A 17405-nucleotide genomic window follows, 5' to 3' on the forward strand; every position below is an offset into this window, starting at 1 on the left:
AAGGCTCCAGCGCTGATGGGCAAAGCGCTGGCAGCTATCAAAACAAAAGCGGGTACGCCCATGGACCCGCGGGCAGCAGGGAGAGATGCATGGAGACACCGGCCGTCCTCGTCCTGGGCGCCGTCGTGGCGGGCTTCGTGCAAGGCCTGTCGGGCTTTGCGTTCAGCATGGTGGCCATGTCGTTCTGGGTCTGGGTGCTGGAGCCACACCTGGCGGCGGCGCTGGCGGTGTTCGGCTCGCTCACCGGCCAGGTGCTGGCTGCGGTGACCATGCGCCGCGGCTTCAATGCCCCCCTGCTGTGGCCGTTCATTCTGGGCGGCCTGGTGGGCGTGCCCGTGGGCGCCAGCCTGCTGCCCCACCTGAACGCCCACTGGTTCAAAGCACGCTGCTGGTGTGCTGGTGCCCCGCCATGCTGATGGCGCGCAGCCTGCCGCGGGTGCGTTGGGGCGGGCGCACGGCCGACGCCGTGGTGGGCCTGTGCGGCGGCGTGATGGGCGGCATTGGCGGCTTCACGGGCGTGCTGCCCACGCTGTGGTGCACGCTGCGCGGCCTGCCCAAGGACACCCAGCGCGCCGTGGTGCAGAACTTCAACCTGGCGATGCTGGCCGTGGCCATGGCCACCTATCTGGCCAAGGGTATGGTCACGCGCGACATGCTGCCCGCCTTCGGCATCGTGGCCACGGCCGTGCTGGTGCCGGTGCTGCTGGGCACGCGGCTGTACATCGGCATCAGCGAGGTCCGCTTTCGCCAGATCGTGCTGGGCCTGCTCACGCTGTCGGGCGGTGCGCTGCTGGTGGCATCCGTGCCGCGCCTGCTGGCATCGGCATAAAAATCGGCTCTAACTCCCGCCCAGTAAGCGCTAGCAGCTACTTATTAAATAGCAATCTGCTAACTTCCTTGCGCGCCATCACAGGCCGCAAAACCAAGGGGCAAAAAAAACGCACCCGAAGGTGCGCAAGGAGGGTTTGTTGAAAACTGGCGGCGGCGCCCGGCCGCCGCGTGCGTCATGCAGCGCTCAAGCGGCGCTCAGGCGCGGCGTGTCGCCGCCCCGCAGCGCGGGGGCCGGCGCGCCGGTGCGCGTGAAGGCCGCGGGCGCGTGGCCGTCGTCGGCCAACTGGAACTGGCTCACCACCTGCGACAGGCGGGCGGCCTGCTCGCGCAGCGACTCGGCCGCCGCGGCGGACTCTTCCACCAGCGCGGCGTTCTGCTGCGTCATGCGGTCGATCTCGCCCACGGAGGCGTTGACCTCGCCGATGCCGCCCGCCTGCTCGGAGGCGGCGGAGTTGATCTCGCCAATGATGTCGGTCACGCGCTGCACGCTGGACACGATCTCCTGCATGGCCTTGCCGGCATCTTCCACATGGCGCACGCCGCCGTCCACGGCCGTCACGCTGGAGCTGATCAGGCCCTTGATCTCGCTGGCTGCGGCCGCGCTGCGCTGCGCCAGGCTGCGCACCTCGCCCGCCACCACGGCAAAGCCCCGGCCCTGCTCGCCCGCGCGCGCGGCTTCCACGGCCGCGTTCAGCGCGAGGATGTTGGTCTGGAAGGCGATGGAGTCGATCAGGCCGATGATGTCGCCGATCTTGCGGCTGGAGGAGGAGATCTCGTGCATGCTGTTCACCGCCTGCTGCACCACCTGGCCACCGCGCGTGGCGATGCCCGAGGCCGAGGTGACGAGCTGGTTGGCCACCTGCGAGGACGACGCCGTCTGCTGCACCGTGGCGGTGAGCTGCGAGAGCGCGGCCACGGCTTCCTGTGCGTTGCTGGCGGTCTGCTCGGTGCGGGCGGACAGGTCCTGGTTGCCGGTGGCGATCTCCTGGCTGGCCGTGGCGATGTTGCTGCTCGCGTCGCGCACCTGCGCCACCATTGCGCCCAGGCCGTTTTGCATGTCCAGCAGCGCGCGCTGCAGGTCGGCCGCCTCGTCACGGCCTTCCACGTGGATGCGCTGAGACAGGTCGCCCCCGGCGATCGCCTGTGCCATCGCGCGGGCCACTTCCAGCGGGCGGCAGATGGACACCATGTTCAGCAGCGTGAGCGGCACCACCACCACCACAGTGATCAGCACCGCCAGGGCGAACAGCCACTTGGTCTGGTCGGTGACGCGGTCCTGGTGCGCAATGGCGCTGTCCACCTCGGCGGCCAGGCGCTTGTCCAGCGCGGCCACCTTCTCGGTGGCGATGGTGAACTGCTCCACCGCCTTACCGCTCATGCGGTTGGCGATCGTGGCGGTGTCGTAGCCGCCGGCCTCCAGCTGACGTGCCACGTGCGCAAACTGCTCGCGGTAGGCCACCAGGTGCTTGGCGACGTCCTTCGCCTCGGCCAGGTCCTCGCCCTGCCAGATCTGGCCCAGCGTGGCCGTGACCTTGCCCGCACGGTCCAGCGACGCCAGCCACCGGTCGTGCGCGGCGCGCACCGACTCGGGGCGCTCGTAGTGGATGATCATGTCCTTCTCGTGCTGGCGGATCTCACCCATCTCGCTGCGCAACTGGCCCATCAGCTTCACCGCGGCATGCGGCTGGCTGACGAAGTCCTGGGCCAGCCCGTGGATGCGGAACATACCCAGCATGCCGGCACCGCCCAGCAGGCCCAACAGGCCCAGTACCACGCCAATGGCGCCGATCATTCGCAGGCGGATCGTGAAGAGCCGCATGAGCGCGTAAATATTCATCACCGTTTCCTTGTCGTGTGCAGCCCCCGGCGGGCCACCCTCCCATGATGTGCGTCACGCAATCCGTCACCCTGTCAGGCGATGGCTTGCGCGTGACTTACGAACGAAGCCGCGCGCCAATATGCAACAAAACGTTGCAGTTTGCCAGAGAAATAAGAATCCTTTTGTCTCGTTTATCCCGCAATCACCCCCGCCAACGCTTGAGCAACAACGCATTCGTCATCACGCTGACCGAACTCAGCGCCATCGCGGCCCCCGCGACCACGGGACTCAGGTAGCCCAGCGCCGCCAGCGGAATACCGGCCACGTTATATGCAAAGGCCCAAAACAGGTTCTGGCGGATCTTGGCCACCGTGCGCCGCGAGATGTCCAGCGCCGCCGCCACCAATTGCGGGTCGCCGCGCATCAGCGTGATGCCCGCCGCGTGCATGGCCACGTCGGTACCATTGCCCATGGCCATGCCCACATCGGCCGCGGCCAGCGCGGGCGCGTCATTCACGCCGTCGCCCACCATGGCCACGACATGGCCCTGCGCCTTCAGCGCATTCACCGCCGCCGCCTTGTCGCCCGGCAGCACCTCGGCCATCACCTCGCCGGCCTCCGGCTGCAGGCCCAGGCGGCGGGCCATGGCCTCGGCCGCGCCGCGGTTGTCGCCAGAGATCATCACGCAGCGCACGCCCTGGACGCGCAGTTGCGCCAGTGCCTCGCGTGCGCCAGGCTTGGGCTCATCGCCAAAGGCCAGCAGCGCGCGCAAGACATAGTGCGCCCCCGCGCTCGGCACTATCGTGTCCTCGCTGCCCCCCAGGGGAGTGCTCGCGGCTTCGGGCGGCCGTGCGCCGCTCGGGTCCTGCGCGACCCGCTCGGCCACCGCGGACACGGTGGCGCCTTCGGCCTGCAGCGTGGCCGCACGATCGGCCAGCGGGCCCAGGTCCACGCCCAGCTCCTGCATCCAGCGCAGGCTGCCGACCAGATAGCTGCGCGCTGCCACCTCGCCCTCGGTGCCGCGGCCGGGCACGGCGCGCACTCCGTCGGGCGCAGGAACAGGCAGGCCACGCTCCTGGGCGGCGCTCACCACGGCGCGTGCGAGCGGGTGCTCACTGCCGCTCTGCACCGCGGCCACAGCCGACAGCAGTTCCGCCTCATCCACCCCTGGTTCCACGTGAAACGCTGTCAGGCGCGGGCGGCCCACGGTCAGCGTACCGGTCTTGTCAAAGGCCACGGTCTGCACGCGGTGGGCGGTTTCCAGCGCCTCGGCATCCTTGATGAGGATGCCGTGCCTGGCCGCCACGCCGGTGCCCGCCATGATGGCCGCCGGCGTCGCCAGTCCCAGCGCACAGGGGCAGGCGATGACCAGCACCGCCACGGCATGGATCAGCGCGGCCTCCACGCCCGCACCCGTCCACAGCCAGCCCAGCAGCGTGACGATGGCAATCGCCAGCACCACCGGCACGAAGACCGCCGACACCTTGTCCACCAGCCGCTGGATGGGCGCCTTGGCCGCCTGCGCATCCTCCACCAGGCGGATGATGCGCGCGAGCACCGTCTCGCTCCCCACCGCCGTCACCTGCATCACGATGCGCCCATCGCCATTGATCGAGCCGCCGGTGAGCGCCCCGCCCTCCGGGCCATCGGCGCTGCGCGCCACGGGCAGCGGCTCGCCGGTCAGCATGGATTCGTCCACCTGCGTGCGCCCTTCCACCACCGTGCCGTCCACGGGGATGCGCTCGCCCGGGCGCACCACCAGCCGGTCACCCGCCATCACCTCGGCGATCGGCACGTCCACCTCGCCGTCCCGGCCCAGCAGGTGGGCCACCTCGGGGCGCAGCGCGTGCAGCGCGCGGATGGCGGCCGTGGTCTGGCGCTTGGCACGCGCTTCCAACCACTTGCCCAGCAGCACCAGCGTGATGACCACGGCCGATGCCTCGAAGTACAGGTGCGGCGTATGCCCCGCGCCATGGGTGGATTCGGCCGTGGCCCACAGCCACAGCGACAGGCCGTAGCCCGCGCTGGTGCCGATGGCCACCAGCAGGTCCATGTTGCCCGTGAGCGCCTTGGCGGCATGCCAGCCCGCCTTGTAAAAGCGCGCGCCCAGAATGAACTGCACCGGTGTGGCCAGGATGAACTGCACCCACGCCGGCAGCATCCAGTGCAAGCCGAACAGATCGCCCAGCATGGGCAGCACCAGCGGCGCCGATAGCAGCAACCCCACCGCCACCGGCGTGAAGCCTGCCCAGGGCGACTGCGCGCCCTCCTCACCCGCTTCCTGCTCCTCCACGCTGCGCGGCTCGTAGCCGGCATTGCGCACGGCGCGGCGTGCCAGCGCCTCTATGCCCCCGCCGCTGGCGGCGTCGAACACGATGTGCGCGCGCTCGGTCGCCAGGTTCACCGTGGCGTCCTGCACGCCCGGCACCTTGCGCAGCGCACGTTCCACCCGGCCCACGCAGCTCGCGCAGGTCATGCCGGCAATGCCCAGGTCCAGCGTGCCCGCGGGGGCGTCGCCCGATGCGGCAGGGGAAAGGGAAGCAGAAGTCATGAAAGCCACCTTGGAATCGATACAGGGCGCACCTTAAACCCTGACATGCTGGCAAGGTCAAGCGGCAGGCCGCGCGGGTCCCCGCTTGACTTTGACACCATGTCAGGCTTCATGATGCAGCTGTCGGGCACCCGCTGGCCCGCAACCCATCCACCGCCCTTTATCGAGAGGACCATCATGCAATACACATTTCAAGTCCAGGGAATGACCTGCGGCCACTGCGAACGCGCCGTGGTGCACGCCGTGCGCCAGGTCGACACCGACGCCCTCGTGAAGGTAGACCTGCCCACCGGCCAGGTCATCGTGGAGAGCGACAAGTCGCGCGAGGCGCTGGCCAACGCCATCCAGGAAGAAGGCTACAAGGTCGCCGCATGAGCACCGCGCCGCGGCGCCCCGCCCACCGCGTGCCCAGCGACGGCGCCGGGCACGCGGCCGCGCTGGACTGGCCCGTGGCCATCGGCACCGCCGCCGAGCGCGCGGGCGTCTCGGCGCGCATGCTGCGCCACTACGAATCACTGGGCCTGCTGACCGGCGTGGCGCGCACCGACAGCGGCTACCGCCAGTACACCGAGGCCGATGTGCACACCCTGCGCTTCATCCGCCGCGCGCGCGACCTGGGCTTCTCGATGGAGGAGATCGCCACCCTGCTCGGCCTGTGGCAGGACAAGCAGCGCGCCAGCAGCCAGGTCAAACGCATCGCCCAGGCGCACATCGACAACCTGAGCGAGCGCATCGCCGCCATGCAGGCCATGCAGCGCAGCCTGCAGGCGCTGGTGCACTGCTGCCACGGCGACGACCGGCCGGACTGCCCGATCCTGGACGATCTGGCCATGGCCGGCATCCCGAATAGCGGCGCCGCCGACGTCGCTATTTAATTCATAGCTGCCAGCGCTTGTGGACAGGTCGCTGGAGGCCTAAAACACCCCAAACCAACCCGCCGGCCGGGCCACAATGGCCGCCTTGACACACCCTGCAGGAGGCATGCCATGGCACACCCTTTCAAGGTGGGCGACCACGTCAGCTGGAACTCCGAGGCCGGCCGCGTCAGCGGGCGCATCACCGCCGTCCACACCCGCGCGCTGCAGTGGAAGGGCTACACCCACCACGCCAGCGCCGAAGAGCCGCAGTACGAGATCCAGAGCGACAAGACCGACCATGTCGCGCTGCACAAGGGCAGCGCGCTGCACCGCCTGGCCCGCTGAGCGGCACACGCAATGGCCGCGCCGCCGCTCTACACCATCGGGCACTCCACGCTGGCGGTGCAGGACTTCATCGCGCTGCTGCAGCGCGAAGGCGTGACACGGGTGATCGACGTGCGCGCCATCCCGCGCTCGCTGCGCCAGCCGCAATTCCACGAGGACCGGCTGCCCGGCGCGCTGGCCGCGCAGGGCATCGCCTACACCCACATGCCGGCGCTGGGCGGGCGCCGCCCCCTGCAGCGCGGCGTGCCGCCCACCACCAACGGCTACTGGGACAACCGCAGCTTCCACAACTACGCCGACTACGCGCTGCAGCCCGCCTTTCGCGCCGCGCTGGCCGCGCTGCGCACGGCCGCTGCACGCGAGCCCTGCGCCATCATGTGCGCCGAGGCCGTGTGGTGGCGCTGCCACCGCCGCATCATCACCGACCACGTGCTGGCCGCCGGCGGCGCGGTGCGCCACATCCTGGGCGCGCGCACCGAGAGTGCGACACTCACCCCGGCCGCGCAGGTCCACCCGGACGGTACGGTCACCTATCCACCTCCAACCACCGTATCTGCCCCATGACCCACCGCGAAGTCTTCGTCGTCAGCACCGCACGCACCGCCATCGGCACCTTCGGCGGCAGCTTGAAAGATGTGCCCAACACCCAGCTTGCCACCACCGCCGTGAAGGCCGCGATTGCGCGCGCCGGCATCGCGCCCGATGCCGTGGGCCACGTGGTCATGGGCAACGTGATCCCCACCGACACCAAGGACGCGTACCTTTCCCGCGTGGCGGCGATTGACGCTGGCTGCCCCATCGAGACGCCTGCCTTCAACGTAAACCGCCTGTGCGGCTCGGGCCTGCAGGCCATCATCAGCGCCGCGCAGGCCATTGGCTATGGCGACTGCGACGTGGGCGTTGGGGGTGGCTCGGAATCCATGAGCCGCGGCCCCTACTTCGACCAGGGCGCGCGCTGGGGCCAGCGCATGGGCGACAGCAAGAGCATCGACTACATGCTCGGCATCCTGCACGACCCCTGGCAGAAGATGCACATGGGCATCACCGCCGAGAACGTGGCCGAGCGCTACAAGATCAGCCGTGAGATGCAGGACCAGCTCGCCCTGGCCAGCCAGCAGCGCGCCGCCGCCGCCATCGCTGCGGGTTACTTCAAGGAGCAGATCGTCCCCGTCGAAATCGCCACGCGCAAGGGCACCGTGCTGTTCCAGGAAGACGAGCATGTGCGCGCCGCCACCACGCTGGAGGTGCTGGCCGGCATGAAACCCGCGTTCAAGAAGGAAGGCGGCACCGTGACTGCTGGCAACGCCTCGGGCATCAACGACGGCGCGGCCGCCGTGGTGCTGGCTGCGGGTGACCGCGTGGCCGCCCTGGGCCTGAAACCCCTGGCGCGCCTCGTCGGCTATGCGCACGCCGGCGTGGACCCGGCCTACATGGGCATCGGCCCCGTGCCCGCCACACAGAAGGTGCTGCAGCGCACCGGCCTGAAGGTGCAGGACATGGACGTGATCGAGGCCAACGAGGCCTTCGCCGCCCAGGCCTGCGCCGTGGTGCAAGAGCTGGGCCTGGACCCTGCCAAGGTCAACCCCAACGGCTCGGGTATTTCGCTGGGCCACCCCGTGGGTGCCACGGGCGCCATCATCACCACCAAGGCGATTGCCGAGCTGCACCGCACGGGCGGGCGCTACGCGCTGGTGACCATGTGCATTGGCGGCGGCCAGGGCATCGCGGCCATTTTCGAACGGGTTTGAGTCGTTCTGGCCTTCAGCGCTTGTCCATCAAGCGCTGCTAGCTCCTGATTAAGTAGCAACCAAACGATCCAGCACCTTCCTCACGGCCGATCAGAACGCCGTCTGCACCTCTTGGAGCGGGCCAATGAACCAGCGGGTGCCCACCCACCAGCCACCCGGCGGGACCGGGTGGCTTTTTTTATGCCGCGGCTTCCGGCTTGTAGAACACCTCCACGCTGCCCTTGAGGGTGATGAGCAGCGGGCGGCCCTTGCGGTCCAGGGTCTTGCCGGCGGGCACCTTGATCCAGCCCTCGCTCACGCAGTACTCCTCCACGTCGACACGCTCCTTGCCGTTGAAGCGGATGCCGATGTCCGCCGCCTGCTGGAACACGGCCGCCACATGGTGCGGGCTGCGCGGGTCGATGGCCAGGCGGTCGGGCAAGGGGAGCAGGGCGGAGTCGGTCACAGGGAAAGGTCTCGGAAAGCAGTAAAGGGCCTGCATTGTCCCGCAATCCCGGGGCGGCTGTGGCCTGCATCGCGGTGCCACGGCTCCAGAGCTCCTGAAAAAGGAGCAGCTAACGCTGTGTCAGCCTTCGCTTGCGCCGTTTTTGCTCGGCAGTCATTCCGGGAAGGGCGCCTTGTGGATAAGTCTGCGGAGCGTTCTGGCACAACTGGCCAGTTATGCACAGGTGCGGGGCGCATCTGGGGCTTGTCCCCATTTGCGGTACAGCAGGCGCCTGCGGCCGTCCCCATGCTTTGGCGCAGCGCAAGTGCTTGATCTGTCAAACAAAAATCGGCTTGCCCACAGGCCGGTCCGCCCTCTACTACTACGACTATTCTTTATAAGAACTACAAAGAACAACCCGTGGCAAACCGCAGCGCCGCACAAAACCCCTTTCTCGGCCCCGGATTGAGGAGGCTTCGACGTAAAAAAAGCGCCTGACAAGGCGCTTTTTGGGGAAAGAGGGAAGGTTGCGATCAGCGCAGCAGCGCGTAGCCCACACCGATCGCGGCCAGCAGCCCCACGGCATCGGCCACCAGCGCGCAGGCCAGTGCGTGGCGTGTGTGCTTCACGCCTACGCTGCCGAAGTACACGGCCAGCACGTAGAAGGTGGTCTCGGTGGAGCCCTGCACGATGGCAGCCAGGCGCCCCACGAAGGAATCCACACCGTGCGTCTGCAGTACGTCGATCATCAAACCCCGTGCGCCGGCGCCCGAGAGCACCTTCATCAGCCCCACGGGCAGGGCCGGCAGGAAGTCGGTGTTCCACCCCAGCGCCGCCACCCCTGCGCCGATGGCCGCCAGCAGCGCATCCATGCACCCCGCGGCGCGGAACACGCCGATGGCCGCCAGGATGGCCACCAGGTACGGAATGATCTGCAACGCCACGCCAAAGCCCTCCTTGGCGCCGTCGATGAAGGCGTCGTACACGTTCACGCGGCGCCAGGCCCCGGCCAGCAGGAACAGCGCCACCACCCCCAGGATCACGCCCGCGCCCGTGGCTCCCGCAATCTGGGCGGCTTGCTCTGCGGGCAGTTGCGCCAGGCCCGCCACCGCCGCCGCCAGCACGCCGCCCACGGCCAGCAAAGGCAGCAGCAGGCGCGCGCGCCAGATCGGCAGGCGCTGAAAAAGCGCCACCGCCAGCACGCCCGCCAGCAGCGAGGCGAAGGTGACCAGCAGCGTCGGCAGGAAGATGTCGGCCGCGTTGAATCCCGCGCCCAGGCCCTGCTTCAGCGCCACGCTCTGGCGGATGGCGATGACGGACGTGGGGATCAGCGTCAGCCCCGCCGTGTTCATCACCACGAACATGATCTGCGCGTTGCTGGCCGTGCCCGCCGGTTCGCGGTTGAGCGTCTGCAACTCCTGCATGGCCTTGAGGCCCAGCGGCGTGGCCGCGTTGTCCAGCCCCAGCAGGTTGGCGCTGATGTTCATGGTCATCGCGCCCTGGGCCGGGTGGCCGGCGGGCACGCCGGGAAACAGCCGCGTGAGCAGAGGGCCCGCCAGGCGCGCCAGCAGCTCGACCATGCCCGCGCGCTCGCCCACGCGCATCAGGCCCAGCCACAGCGCCATGATGCCGGCCAGGCCCAGCGAGATCTCGAAGCCCGCACGCGCGCCGTCGAACAGCGCCGTCAGCAGGGCCTGGAAGATGCCCGCTTCGCCCAGCAGCCAGCGCACCACGGCGGTGGCGAACGCCACGATGAAAAACCCCGTCCAGACCCAGTTGAGTGCCATGGAACTCGATGGTAGCGGCTGGCCCCGTCCGTGCGCCGTGGCAGACTGCACCCCATGCCGCCCCCCACCCTGCTCGTTGCCGACGACCACCCGCTGTTCCGCGCGGCGCTGATCCAGGTGCTGCACGAGCGCTTTGCGCCGCTGCAGACGCTGGAGGCCGCCAGCGCCGCCACGCTGGGCCAGGCGCTGCAGGACCACCCCGAGGTGGAGCTGGTGCTGCTGGACCTGGCCATGCCCGGCGCGCGGGGCTTCTCGGCCCTGCTGCATGTGCGCGGGGAGTACCCGCAGGTGCCGGTGGTGGTGATCTCGTCCAACGACCACCCGCGCGTGATCCGCCGTGCGCAGCAGTTCGGCGCGGCGGGGTTCATCCCCAAGTCGGCCCCGGCCGAGGACATGGGCGCGGCCATCCGGGCCGTGCTGGACGGCGGCAGCTGGTTCCCGCCCATGGCGGCCGAGCGCTCCGAGGCCGACGCCGCGCTGGCCGCCAAGCTCGCGCAGCTCACGCCGCAGCAGTTCCGCGTGCTGCTGTGCCTGGCCGATGGCCTGCTCAACAAGCAGATCGCGCATGAGCTGGGCCTGGCCGAGAACACCGTCAAGGTGCATGTGACGGCCATCCTGAAAAAGCTGGAGTGCTACAGCCGCACCCAGGCCGCGGTGCTGGTGAAAAGCCTGGAGACGGAGCCGGAAGCCGCGCCCTGAGCGCAGTACCCTGCCGGCACAAGTTTCAAGCCAAATCGGCCTCTAGCGCTTGTCTGACAAGCGCAAGCAGCTACTGTTTCCGTAGCATCATCTGGCTGATGAGCGCGCGCAGTGCGGACGGGCGCACGGGCTTGAGCAGGTAGCCCCAGCCGCGCTCGGCCGCCTGGCGGCGCAGGGTGCTGCTGCGCTCGGCCGTCACCAGCACCACCGACGGTGCCTGGCCCCACACGGTGCACAGCCGGTCGTACAGGTCGGGGCCGTGGAAGGGCCCCATGCGCACGTCCAGCAGCACCAGCTGTGGCGCGTTGCCGGGCGCGGCCAAGTCCAGGGCCGACTGCGGGCCGCCCGCCAAAGGCACTTCGCAGCCCCAGCGGCGCAGCAGCGCGCCGGTGGCCTCGCAACTGGGCGCGTCGTCATCGATGTACCAGGCCGTGGTGCCCTGCAGGGGCTGGTCGCCCTCGGGCGGGGCGGCTGCGCCCGCGGCGGCGGGGCGGGGTGCGGCGGCGGCATCGGTCAGCGGCACGCACACCCAGAACACGCTGCCGCGCCCCAGTTCGGAGCGCAGGCCGATCTCGTGCCCCAGCAGCTTGCCCAGGCGCTCGACGATGGCCAGCCCCAGGCCCGCACCACGGTCGCCATCCTGGCTGTGGCCCTCGCCCAGGCGGCGGAACTCCTCGAAGATCTCGCGCTGCAGGCTCTCGGGAATGCCGGGGCCCTGGTCGTGCACCTCGATGCGCAGGTACCGGCCGCGGCGCCGGCAGCCGATCAGCACGCGCCCGCGGGGCGTGTAGCGGATGGCGTTGGACACCAGGTTCTGCAGGATGCGCCGCAGCAGCGCCTCGTCGCTGCGCACCGCGTAGCGCGTGCCTACGGTGCGCAGGCGCAGGCCCCGGCTGGCGGCGATGATGCCGAAGTTGTGCTGCATCACCTGCAGCAGCGGGCCGAGCGCGAAGTCGCGCACATGCACCTCCAACTGGCCCGATTCCATGCGCGAGATGTCCAGCAGGCTGTTGAGGATGCCGTCCTGCGCGGCCAGCGCGCCGTCGATGCTGTCGGCCACCTGGCGTCCGGCGGCGTCGTGCAGGTGGCCGCGCAGCAGAGAGGCGAACATGCGCGCCGCATTCAGCGGTTGCAGCAGGTCGTGCACCGCGGCGGCCACAAAGCGGGTCTTGTAGCGGTTGGCGGCCTCGGCCTCGCGCCGGGCGGCGTCCAGATCGCGCGTGCGTTCGGCAATGCGCAGCTCCAGCGCGTCGGCCAGCGAGCGCAGCTCGCGCGCGGCGTTCTTGTAGCTGGTGATGTCGGCGTAGCTGGTCACGAAGCCGCCGTCGGGCAGCGGGTTGCCGCGGATCTCTAGCACCGTGCCGTCGCTCTTGGCGCTCTCATGCAGGTGGGGCTTGCCGCTGCGCAGGTGCTGCAGGCGCCGCTGGATGGCGTCCTCGGTGGGCGTGGCGCCCAGCAGGCCGCGCCGCGCGTTGTGGCGGATCAGCGCCTCCACCGGCGTGCCCACGCGCATCAGCTCGGGCGGAAAGCGAAACAGTTCCACGTAGCGCGAGTTCCACGCCACCAGGTTCAGGTCGCGGTCGATGACCACCACGCCCTGCGGCAGGTGCTGCAGGCTGCGCGACAGGCCGGTGTCCGCCTCGCGCGCGGCCTGCACGATGCCGTCCTGCGCGGTGCGCAGTTCCTGCGCGTGTTGGCGCAGCACGGTCTCCAGCTCCTGGCGGCTGCGCTGGCGCAGCAGGGCCAGGCGCTGCCGCTGGCGCACGAACAGCACCAGCAGTGCCAGGGCCAGCCACAGGCCCGCGGCCGCACCGGCCGCCCAGCGGCGGGCCTCGATGGCGCTGTCCGCGTGGTGCAGCAGGTGCAGTTGCCAGCCGGTGCCTGCCAGCTCCTGCGTGTGCCACAGCAGCGGGCCGGGCAAGGGGGGCTCCTGCGCGCGTGCCAGCACCGTGCCTTCGTCCACCCGCCGCTCGACCTGCAGGCCCAGCGGCGTGAGGGGCTGACCGGTGTACTGGCGCGTGGCCTCCAGCTCCTGGCGCGCCTGGGGCGTGAGGGGTGCCAGCAGCCGGTAGCGCCAGGCGTCGCGGCTGGCGAGGAAGACCACGCCGTGCGCGTCCGAGGCCAGCACCACGTCGGGGCTCTGGCGCCATTCGCGCTCCAGCTCGGTCAGCAGGATCTTGATGGCCACCAGGCCCAGCGTCTGCCCGTCATCACCACGGATCGCCGTGGACAGGAAGTAGCCCGCCTCCCCCGTGGTCAGGCCGATGCCGTAGAACCGCCCGTGGCCCTGCGCCAGCGCCTGCTGCACGTAGGGGCGGAAGTGGTAGTCCTCTCCCACGTTGTTGGGGGTGTCGCGCCAGTTGCTGGCGGCGATGGCGCGGCCTTGCAGGTTGATGAGCGTGAGTGTGGACGAATGGCTGGCACCGTTGGCCTGCTCCAGCTTGCGGTTGAGCACGTCCACCTCGGCGGGCGTGAGCGGGTGGGTCAGTGCATCCCTCAGCTGCGCGTCCAGCGCCAGCACCTCGGGCAGGGTGCGAAAGCGGTCGATGCGCTGCTCCAGCGCCTGGCCGTACAGCGTGAGCTGGCGCCGCACCCCCTGGCTTTCGTCGTGCAGCGCACGGCGCTGCGCGTACTGGCTGGCCAATAGCATGCACACGGCCATGCCCGCCAGCACGAACAGTGCGACAAGCGCGGTGAGCAGCGGGCGGCGGCGGCGTAGCGGCATGGGCGGAGTGTCTCTGGGTTTGGTGTCCGTGGGCGGGGCGGGCGCGGCGTCTAATACCAATAGGTTATCGGCGTGGCGGCGATGCAGGGGTACAACCGCGGACTTCCAAAGATGCGCGGCATTGCACGGCCCTGGCGCGTCTTTTTTTCGACCTCCGGAGACACGCCGCATGCATGCCATTTCCTCTGCCGCCCCCGCCCCGTCGGTGCGGCTTCCGTTCTATCGCCAACTGTATTTCCAGGTGGTGTTCGCCATCATCATCGGCGTACTGCTGGGCCACTTCCAGCCCGAGTACGGCGCGGCGATGAAGCCGTTCGGCGATGCCTTCATCAAGCTCATCAAGATGATCATCGCGCCGGTGATCTTCCTGACCATCGTCACCGGCATCGCCAGCATGAGCCACCTGAGCGCCGTGGGCCGCGTGTTCGGCAAGGCCATGGCGTACTTCCTCACCTTCTCCACGCTGGCGCTGGTGGTGGGCCTGGTGGTGGCCAACGTGATGCAGCCTGGCACGGGCATGCACATCAACGTGGCCGAGCTGGACCAGACCGCCGTCAAGGGCTACGTGAGCAAGTCGCACGAGATGACGCTCACCGGCTTCGCGCTGGACATCATTCCCAAGACGCTGATCAGCCCCTTCGTGGGCGACAACATCCTGCAGGTGCTGCTGGTGGCCGTGCTGTTCGGCGTGTCGCTGGCCATGGTGGGCGACGCCGGCAAGCCCATCCTGGACTTTCTGGACGGCCTGACCAAGCCCGTGTTCAAGCTGGTGTACATCGTCATGAAGGCCGCGCCCATCGGCGCCTTCGGCGCCATGGCGTTCACCATCGGCAAGTTCGGCCTGGGCTCGCTGGTGAACCTGGCCGAGCTGGTGCTCACCTTCTACATCACCTCGGCGGTGTTCGTGCTGGTGGTGCTGGGCGCGGTGGCACGGGCCTGCGGCTTCTCGGTGCTCAAGCTGATCCGCTACCTGAAGGCCGAGCTGCTGCTGGTGCTGGGCACCTCCTCGTCCGAGTCCGCCCTGCCCTCGCTGATGGAAAAGATGGAGAAGGCCGGCTGTGCTAAGTCCGTGGTGGGCCTGGTGGTGCCCACGGGCTACTCGTTCAACCTGGACGGCACCAACATCTACATGACGCTGGCTGCGCTGTTCATCGCGCAGGCCACCGACACGCACCTCACGCTGGGCCACCAGATCGCGCTGCTGCTGGTGGCGATGCTGTCGTCCAAGGGCGCGGCCGGCGTGACCGGCGCGGGTTTCATCACCCTGGCCGCCACCCTGGCAGTGGTGCCCGAGGTGCCGGTGGCCGGCATGGCGCTGATCCTGGGCGTGGACCGTTTCATGAGCGAGTGCCGCTCGCTCACCAACTTCATCGGCAACGCCGTGGCCACAGTGGTGGTGTCGCGCTGGGAAAACGCGCTGGATGCCGACCGCCTGCACCGCGTGCTGGACGGGGAGGCCGAGTTCCTGCCCGAGCCCGAACGGGCGGTGGAACCCGTCGTGCTGGCCCGCCACCGGGCCTGATCCGGCAGCGGCCTTCAAGCCAGGCCCCAAGCCCATGCACCGGCAACGGCGCGTGGGCTTTTTTTTCGTCAGAACGGCGCGTCGTCGTCGGGGCCGCTGGCCGCGGCATGCAAGGCCCCGGCGGTTGGTGCGGGGGCGGCAGCAGCGCCACCCAGGCTCGTGCGCCCCTCGCCGCCCAGCGCCGCGATCAGGTCGGGAATCAGCTGCGACAGCTCGCCCGTGGCGATCGCCACGTCGGCATCGAAGCCGCCATCGTCCTGCGTCTGGCCCTCGAACACCGTGTCCAGGAACGCCACCTTCTTGAGCTGCAGCCCCTCGGTCAGCACGAAGCTCACGCGGTCGTCCCAGCTCATGGCGAGCTTAGTGGGCAGCTTGCCCGCCTCGATGTGGCCCTGCACTTCCTCGATGTCCAGCGGGTGGCGGGCGTAGCGAACCACGGCCTTGGTCTCGTCGGGCGCCTTCAGCTCGCACTCGCGGTCGATGGAAAAGCCCGCCGGCGGCTCCTGCTCCTTGAGCCACAGCGCCATCGCCGCCTGGGGGCTGGTCTGCGTGTCCAGCAGCGCCAGCGACAGGCCGGGCAGGTGCTCCACCAGCAGGCTCACCACCTCGTCGGCACGGCCTTGGGCGCCCGTGTCCAGCACCAGCAAGTGCGCCTGTGGGTCGATCCATACCCAGGTGCCGCCCTGCTTGGTGAAGGCCATGGGCAGCAGGTCCAGCTTGGCCTCTTCCTTGAGCTCCTTGGTTTCCTTCTTGCCGGGCTTGCGGCCGGTCTGCTGCTCGATCTGCGCGGCCTTTTCCTTCACCTTGCGCGCCAACACGGTGGCCGGGAGCATCTTGGCTTCCCATTGGAAGCGCAGCATCCAGTGGCCGCCCACGCTCTCGGCCAGCAGCCCGTGGGCCTCGCCGCGCGGGGGCACCCAGCCGCTGGACTTTTCCTGCGTGGCGCCGCACTCCTGGAAGGGCGCCTTGGCCAGCGCTTCCTCCAGCTGGGTCAGCTCCACCTGCCATTCGGGGGCAATGCGGTACACGATCATGTTCTTGAACACGGGGAGATTCCTTTTGAAATGCCGGCCCCGCGCCAGGGCTGCACGACGGGCGGGGCGGTGAATGGTCCTGATTTGATAGCTGTCAGCGCTTATTGGATAAGCGCTGGAGGCACTTTTGGCATAAAACGACTGTAGCCGGCATGGTGGCGCATGCCGGGTGAATAGCCGAACTTTACACAGGCGCAGAATTCGCTCACGGGCGCGTTACACACGCGGCGCACACTGCTTTGCAAGCGCAGGGTGCAGTGTCCCCCATTCGGGTGGACCACCAGGCGCCCATCACTTCCTGTGTGAAGCAAGAAAGGAAACACCATGGCCCGTTTCAAGATCACCCAGCGCCTGGCCGCCACCGCCGTGGCGGCCGCTGTGCTCGCCGGCATGGCTGTGCCCACCCTGGCGCAACCCGGCCCCGGCCCAGCCGCCACCGAGCAAGGCGCATCCCAGGCGCAGCAGCGTCCGCGCCAGCGCGCCCTGACGCCCGAGCAGCGCGAGCAGTACATGGCCCAGCGCGCCGAGGCATTCAAGCGCAAGCTGCAGCTCACGCCCGAGCAGGAGCCCGCATGGAACAGCTTTCTGCAGTCCATGAAGCCCGACGCCGACGCACGCAAGGCGCGGCTGGATTGGCAAGGCATGGACCAGCTCACCACGCCCGAGCGCATCGACCGCATGCGCGCGTTGCGCTCCCAGCGCGCGGCCGAGATGGACCGCCGCGGCGACGCCGTCAAGGCCTTCTATGGCACGCTGACGCCGGCGCAGCAAAAGACCTTCGACGCCGAAGGCAAGCGCATGTACCGCCACTGGGGCGGCGACCACCCCATGGGCAAGCGCTGGGGCAAGGACGGTGCGCGGGGCGACTTCCGCGGTGACGGTCGCGGCATGCGCCACCAAGGCCCTGGCCCGGGCGCAGGCGCTGCTCCCGGCGCGCCGCTGACGCCGCAGTAAGCCGGCCCAGGGCCGGGTGCGCATCCGCTGCGCCGGCCGCGGGCTGCGGGCTGCGGCTCCGGCCTACAGGGCGGCTGGGCAGTGGGGGGCTGCAGGGGTTATATAGTTA

Annotated in this window: 14 protein-coding genes and 1 pseudogene; 9 read left to right on the forward strand and 6 right to left on the reverse strand. The window is 69.3% G+C overall.

From position 1 onward, the window contains the following. Positions 1-89 precede the first annotated feature (89 nt). Positions 90-829 (forward strand): annotated as a pseudogene (locus BV908_RS01130) (sulfite exporter TauE/SafE family protein). A 186-nt stretch (positions 830-1015) separates the two neighbouring features. On the opposite strand, the gene BV908_RS01135 reads toward BV908_RS01130, so the two are convergent. Together BV908_RS01135 and BV908_RS01140 are read right to left on the reverse strand one after the other, a co-directional pair. After that, the gene (locus BV908_RS01135; protein ID WP_103736956.1) at positions 1016-2668 is read right to left on the reverse strand and encodes a methyl-accepting chemotaxis protein; all 1653 of its coding nucleotides are present in this window, start codon (positions 2666-2668) and stop codon (positions 1016-1018) included. A 184-nt stretch (positions 2669-2852) separates the two neighbouring features. Beyond that, on the reverse strand, positions 2853-5201 hold the full coding sequence (locus tag BV908_RS01140; RefSeq protein ID WP_103736957.1) for a heavy metal translocating P-type ATPase: 2349 nt from the start codon (positions 5199-5201) through the stop codon (positions 2853-2855). A 177-nt stretch (positions 5202-5378) separates the two neighbouring features. On the opposite strand from BV908_RS01140, the gene BV908_RS01145 reads away from it, so the two are divergent. The 5 genes from BV908_RS01145 to BV908_RS01165 all read left to right on the forward strand — a co-directional run bounded on the left by BV908_RS01145 (position 5379) and on the right by BV908_RS01165 (position 8151). Next, positions 5379-5576: a cation transporter gene (locus tag BV908_RS01145; protein ID WP_011803490.1), complete on the forward strand. Its 198-nt coding sequence runs from the start codon at positions 5379-5381 to the stop codon at positions 5574-5576. After that, positions 5573-6076 carry a Cu(I)-responsive transcriptional regulator gene (cueR, locus tag BV908_RS01150; protein WP_103736958.1) on the forward strand — a complete coding sequence of 168 codons (504 nt, stop codon included), beginning with the start codon at positions 5573-5575 and terminating at the stop codon, positions 6074-6076. The genes BV908_RS01145 and cueR overlap by 4 nt, the downstream gene beginning before the upstream one ends. 111 nt (positions 6077-6187) lie before the next feature. After that, the gene (locus BV908_RS01155) at positions 6188-6403 is read left to right on the forward strand and encodes a DUF2945 domain-containing protein (RefSeq protein ID WP_011803488.1); all 216 of its coding nucleotides are present in this window, start codon (positions 6188-6190) and stop codon (positions 6401-6403) included. A gap of 12 nt (positions 6404-6415) precedes the next feature. Next, a complete protein-coding gene (locus tag BV908_RS01160; RefSeq protein ID WP_047350749.1) occupies positions 6416-6967 on the forward strand; it encodes a DUF488 domain-containing protein in 552 nt (183 codons plus the stop codon). Then, entirely contained in the window at positions 6964-8151 is a 1188-nt protein-coding gene (locus tag BV908_RS01165; protein WP_103736959.1) for an acetyl-CoA C-acyltransferase family protein, read from the forward strand. Before BV908_RS01160 ends, BV908_RS01165 begins: the two co-directional genes overlap by 4 nt. Positions 8152-8329: 178 nt before the next feature. On the opposite strand, the gene BV908_RS01170 is transcribed toward BV908_RS01165, so the two are convergent. Together BV908_RS01170 and BV908_RS01175 are read right to left on the reverse strand one after the other, a co-directional pair. Then, positions 8330-8596 (reverse strand): DUF3297 family protein, encoded by a 267-nt coding sequence (locus BV908_RS01170; RefSeq protein ID WP_041838767.1) that lies wholly within the window; start codon positions 8594-8596, stop codon positions 8330-8332. Between the two features lie 512 nt (positions 8597-9108). Continuing rightward, on the reverse strand, positions 9109-10362 hold the full coding sequence (locus BV908_RS01175; RefSeq protein ID WP_103736960.1) for a nucleoside recognition domain-containing protein: 1254 nt from the start codon (positions 10360-10362) through the stop codon (positions 9109-9111). A 54-nt stretch (positions 10363-10416) separates the two neighbouring features. Between BV908_RS01175 and BV908_RS01180 the strand changes: the two genes are divergently transcribed. Further along, complete coding sequence (locus BV908_RS01180; RefSeq protein WP_011803483.1) at positions 10417-11061, forward strand: response regulator transcription factor; 645 nt, start codon at positions 10417-10419, stop codon at positions 11059-11061. 70 nt (positions 11062-11131) lie between these two features. On the opposite strand, the gene BV908_RS01185 is transcribed toward BV908_RS01180, so the two are convergent. Next, positions 11132-13786 carry a PAS-domain containing protein gene (locus BV908_RS01185; RefSeq protein ID WP_103736961.1) on the reverse strand — a complete coding sequence of 885 codons (2655 nt, stop codon included), beginning with the start codon at positions 13784-13786 and terminating at the stop codon, positions 11132-11134. Positions 13787-13955: 169 nt separating this feature from the next. On the opposite strand from BV908_RS01185, the gene BV908_RS01190 reads away from it, so the two are divergent. After that, complete coding sequence (locus tag BV908_RS01190) at positions 13956-15308, forward strand: dicarboxylate/amino acid:cation symporter (protein ID WP_103736962.1); 1353 nt, start codon at positions 13956-13958, stop codon at positions 15306-15308. Positions 15309-15376: 68 nt separating this feature from the next. Here BV908_RS01190 and BV908_RS01195 read toward each other — a convergent pair whose 3' ends face one another. Next, positions 15377-16354, reverse strand: a complete 978-nt coding sequence (locus tag BV908_RS01195; protein ID WP_011803480.1) for a recombination-associated protein RdgC — start codon at positions 16352-16354, stop codon at positions 15377-15379. Positions 16355-16666: 312 nt separating this feature from the next. Between BV908_RS01195 and BV908_RS01200 the strand changes: the two genes are divergently transcribed. Then, positions 16667-17296: a Spy/CpxP family protein refolding chaperone gene (locus BV908_RS01200; protein ID WP_011803479.1), complete on the forward strand. Its 630-nt coding sequence runs from the start codon at positions 16667-16669 to the stop codon at positions 17294-17296. Positions 17297-17405 lie beyond the last annotated feature (109 nt).

It is taken from the genome of Diaphorobacter sp. LR2014-1, assembly GCF_002916785.1.
Classification (GTDB): domain Bacteria; phylum Pseudomonadota; class Gammaproteobacteria; order Burkholderiales; family Burkholderiaceae_C; genus Diaphorobacter; species Diaphorobacter nitroreducens.

What these genes read in the sequence shown, in the direction of transcription:
- BV908_RS01135 (WP_103736956.1), bottom strand. Translation starts at nt 2,668, where the DNA reads ATGAATATTTACGCGCTCATGCGGCTCTTCACGATCCGCCTGCGAATG.
- BV908_RS01140 (WP_103736957.1), bottom strand. Translation starts at nt 5,201, where the DNA reads ATGACTTCTGCTTCCCTTTCCCCTGCCGCATCGGGCGACGCCCCCGCG.
- BV908_RS01145 (WP_011803490.1), top strand. Translation starts at nt 5,379, where the DNA reads ATGCAATACACATTTCAAGTCCAGGGAATGACCTGCGGCCACTGCGAA.
- cueR (WP_103736958.1), top strand. Translation starts at nt 5,573, where the DNA reads ATGAGCACCGCGCCGCGGCGCCCCGCCCACCGCGTGCCCAGCGACGGC.
- BV908_RS01155 (WP_011803488.1), top strand. Translation starts at nt 6,188, where the DNA reads ATGGCACACCCTTTCAAGGTGGGCGACCACGTCAGCTGGAACTCCGAG.
- BV908_RS01160 (WP_047350749.1), top strand. Translation starts at nt 6,416, where the DNA reads ATGGCCGCGCCGCCGCTCTACACCATCGGGCACTCCACGCTGGCGGTG.
- BV908_RS01165 (WP_103736959.1), top strand. Translation starts at nt 6,964, where the DNA reads ATGACCCACCGCGAAGTCTTCGTCGTCAGCACCGCACGCACCGCCATC.
- BV908_RS01175 (WP_103736960.1), bottom strand. Translation starts at nt 10,362, where the DNA reads ATGGCACTCAACTGGGTCTGGACGGGGTTTTTCATCGTGGCGTTCGCC.
- BV908_RS01180 (WP_011803483.1), top strand. Translation starts at nt 10,417, where the DNA reads ATGCCGCCCCCCACCCTGCTCGTTGCCGACGACCACCCGCTGTTCCGC.
- BV908_RS01185 (WP_103736961.1), bottom strand. Translation starts at nt 13,786, where the DNA reads ATGCCGCTACGCCGCCGCCGCCCGCTGCTCACCGCGCTTGTCGCACTG.
- BV908_RS01190 (WP_103736962.1), top strand. Translation starts at nt 13,956, where the DNA reads ATGCATGCCATTTCCTCTGCCGCCCCCGCCCCGTCGGTGCGGCTTCCG.
- BV908_RS01200 (WP_011803479.1), top strand. Translation starts at nt 16,667, where the DNA reads ATGGCCCGTTTCAAGATCACCCAGCGCCTGGCCGCCACCGCCGTGGCG.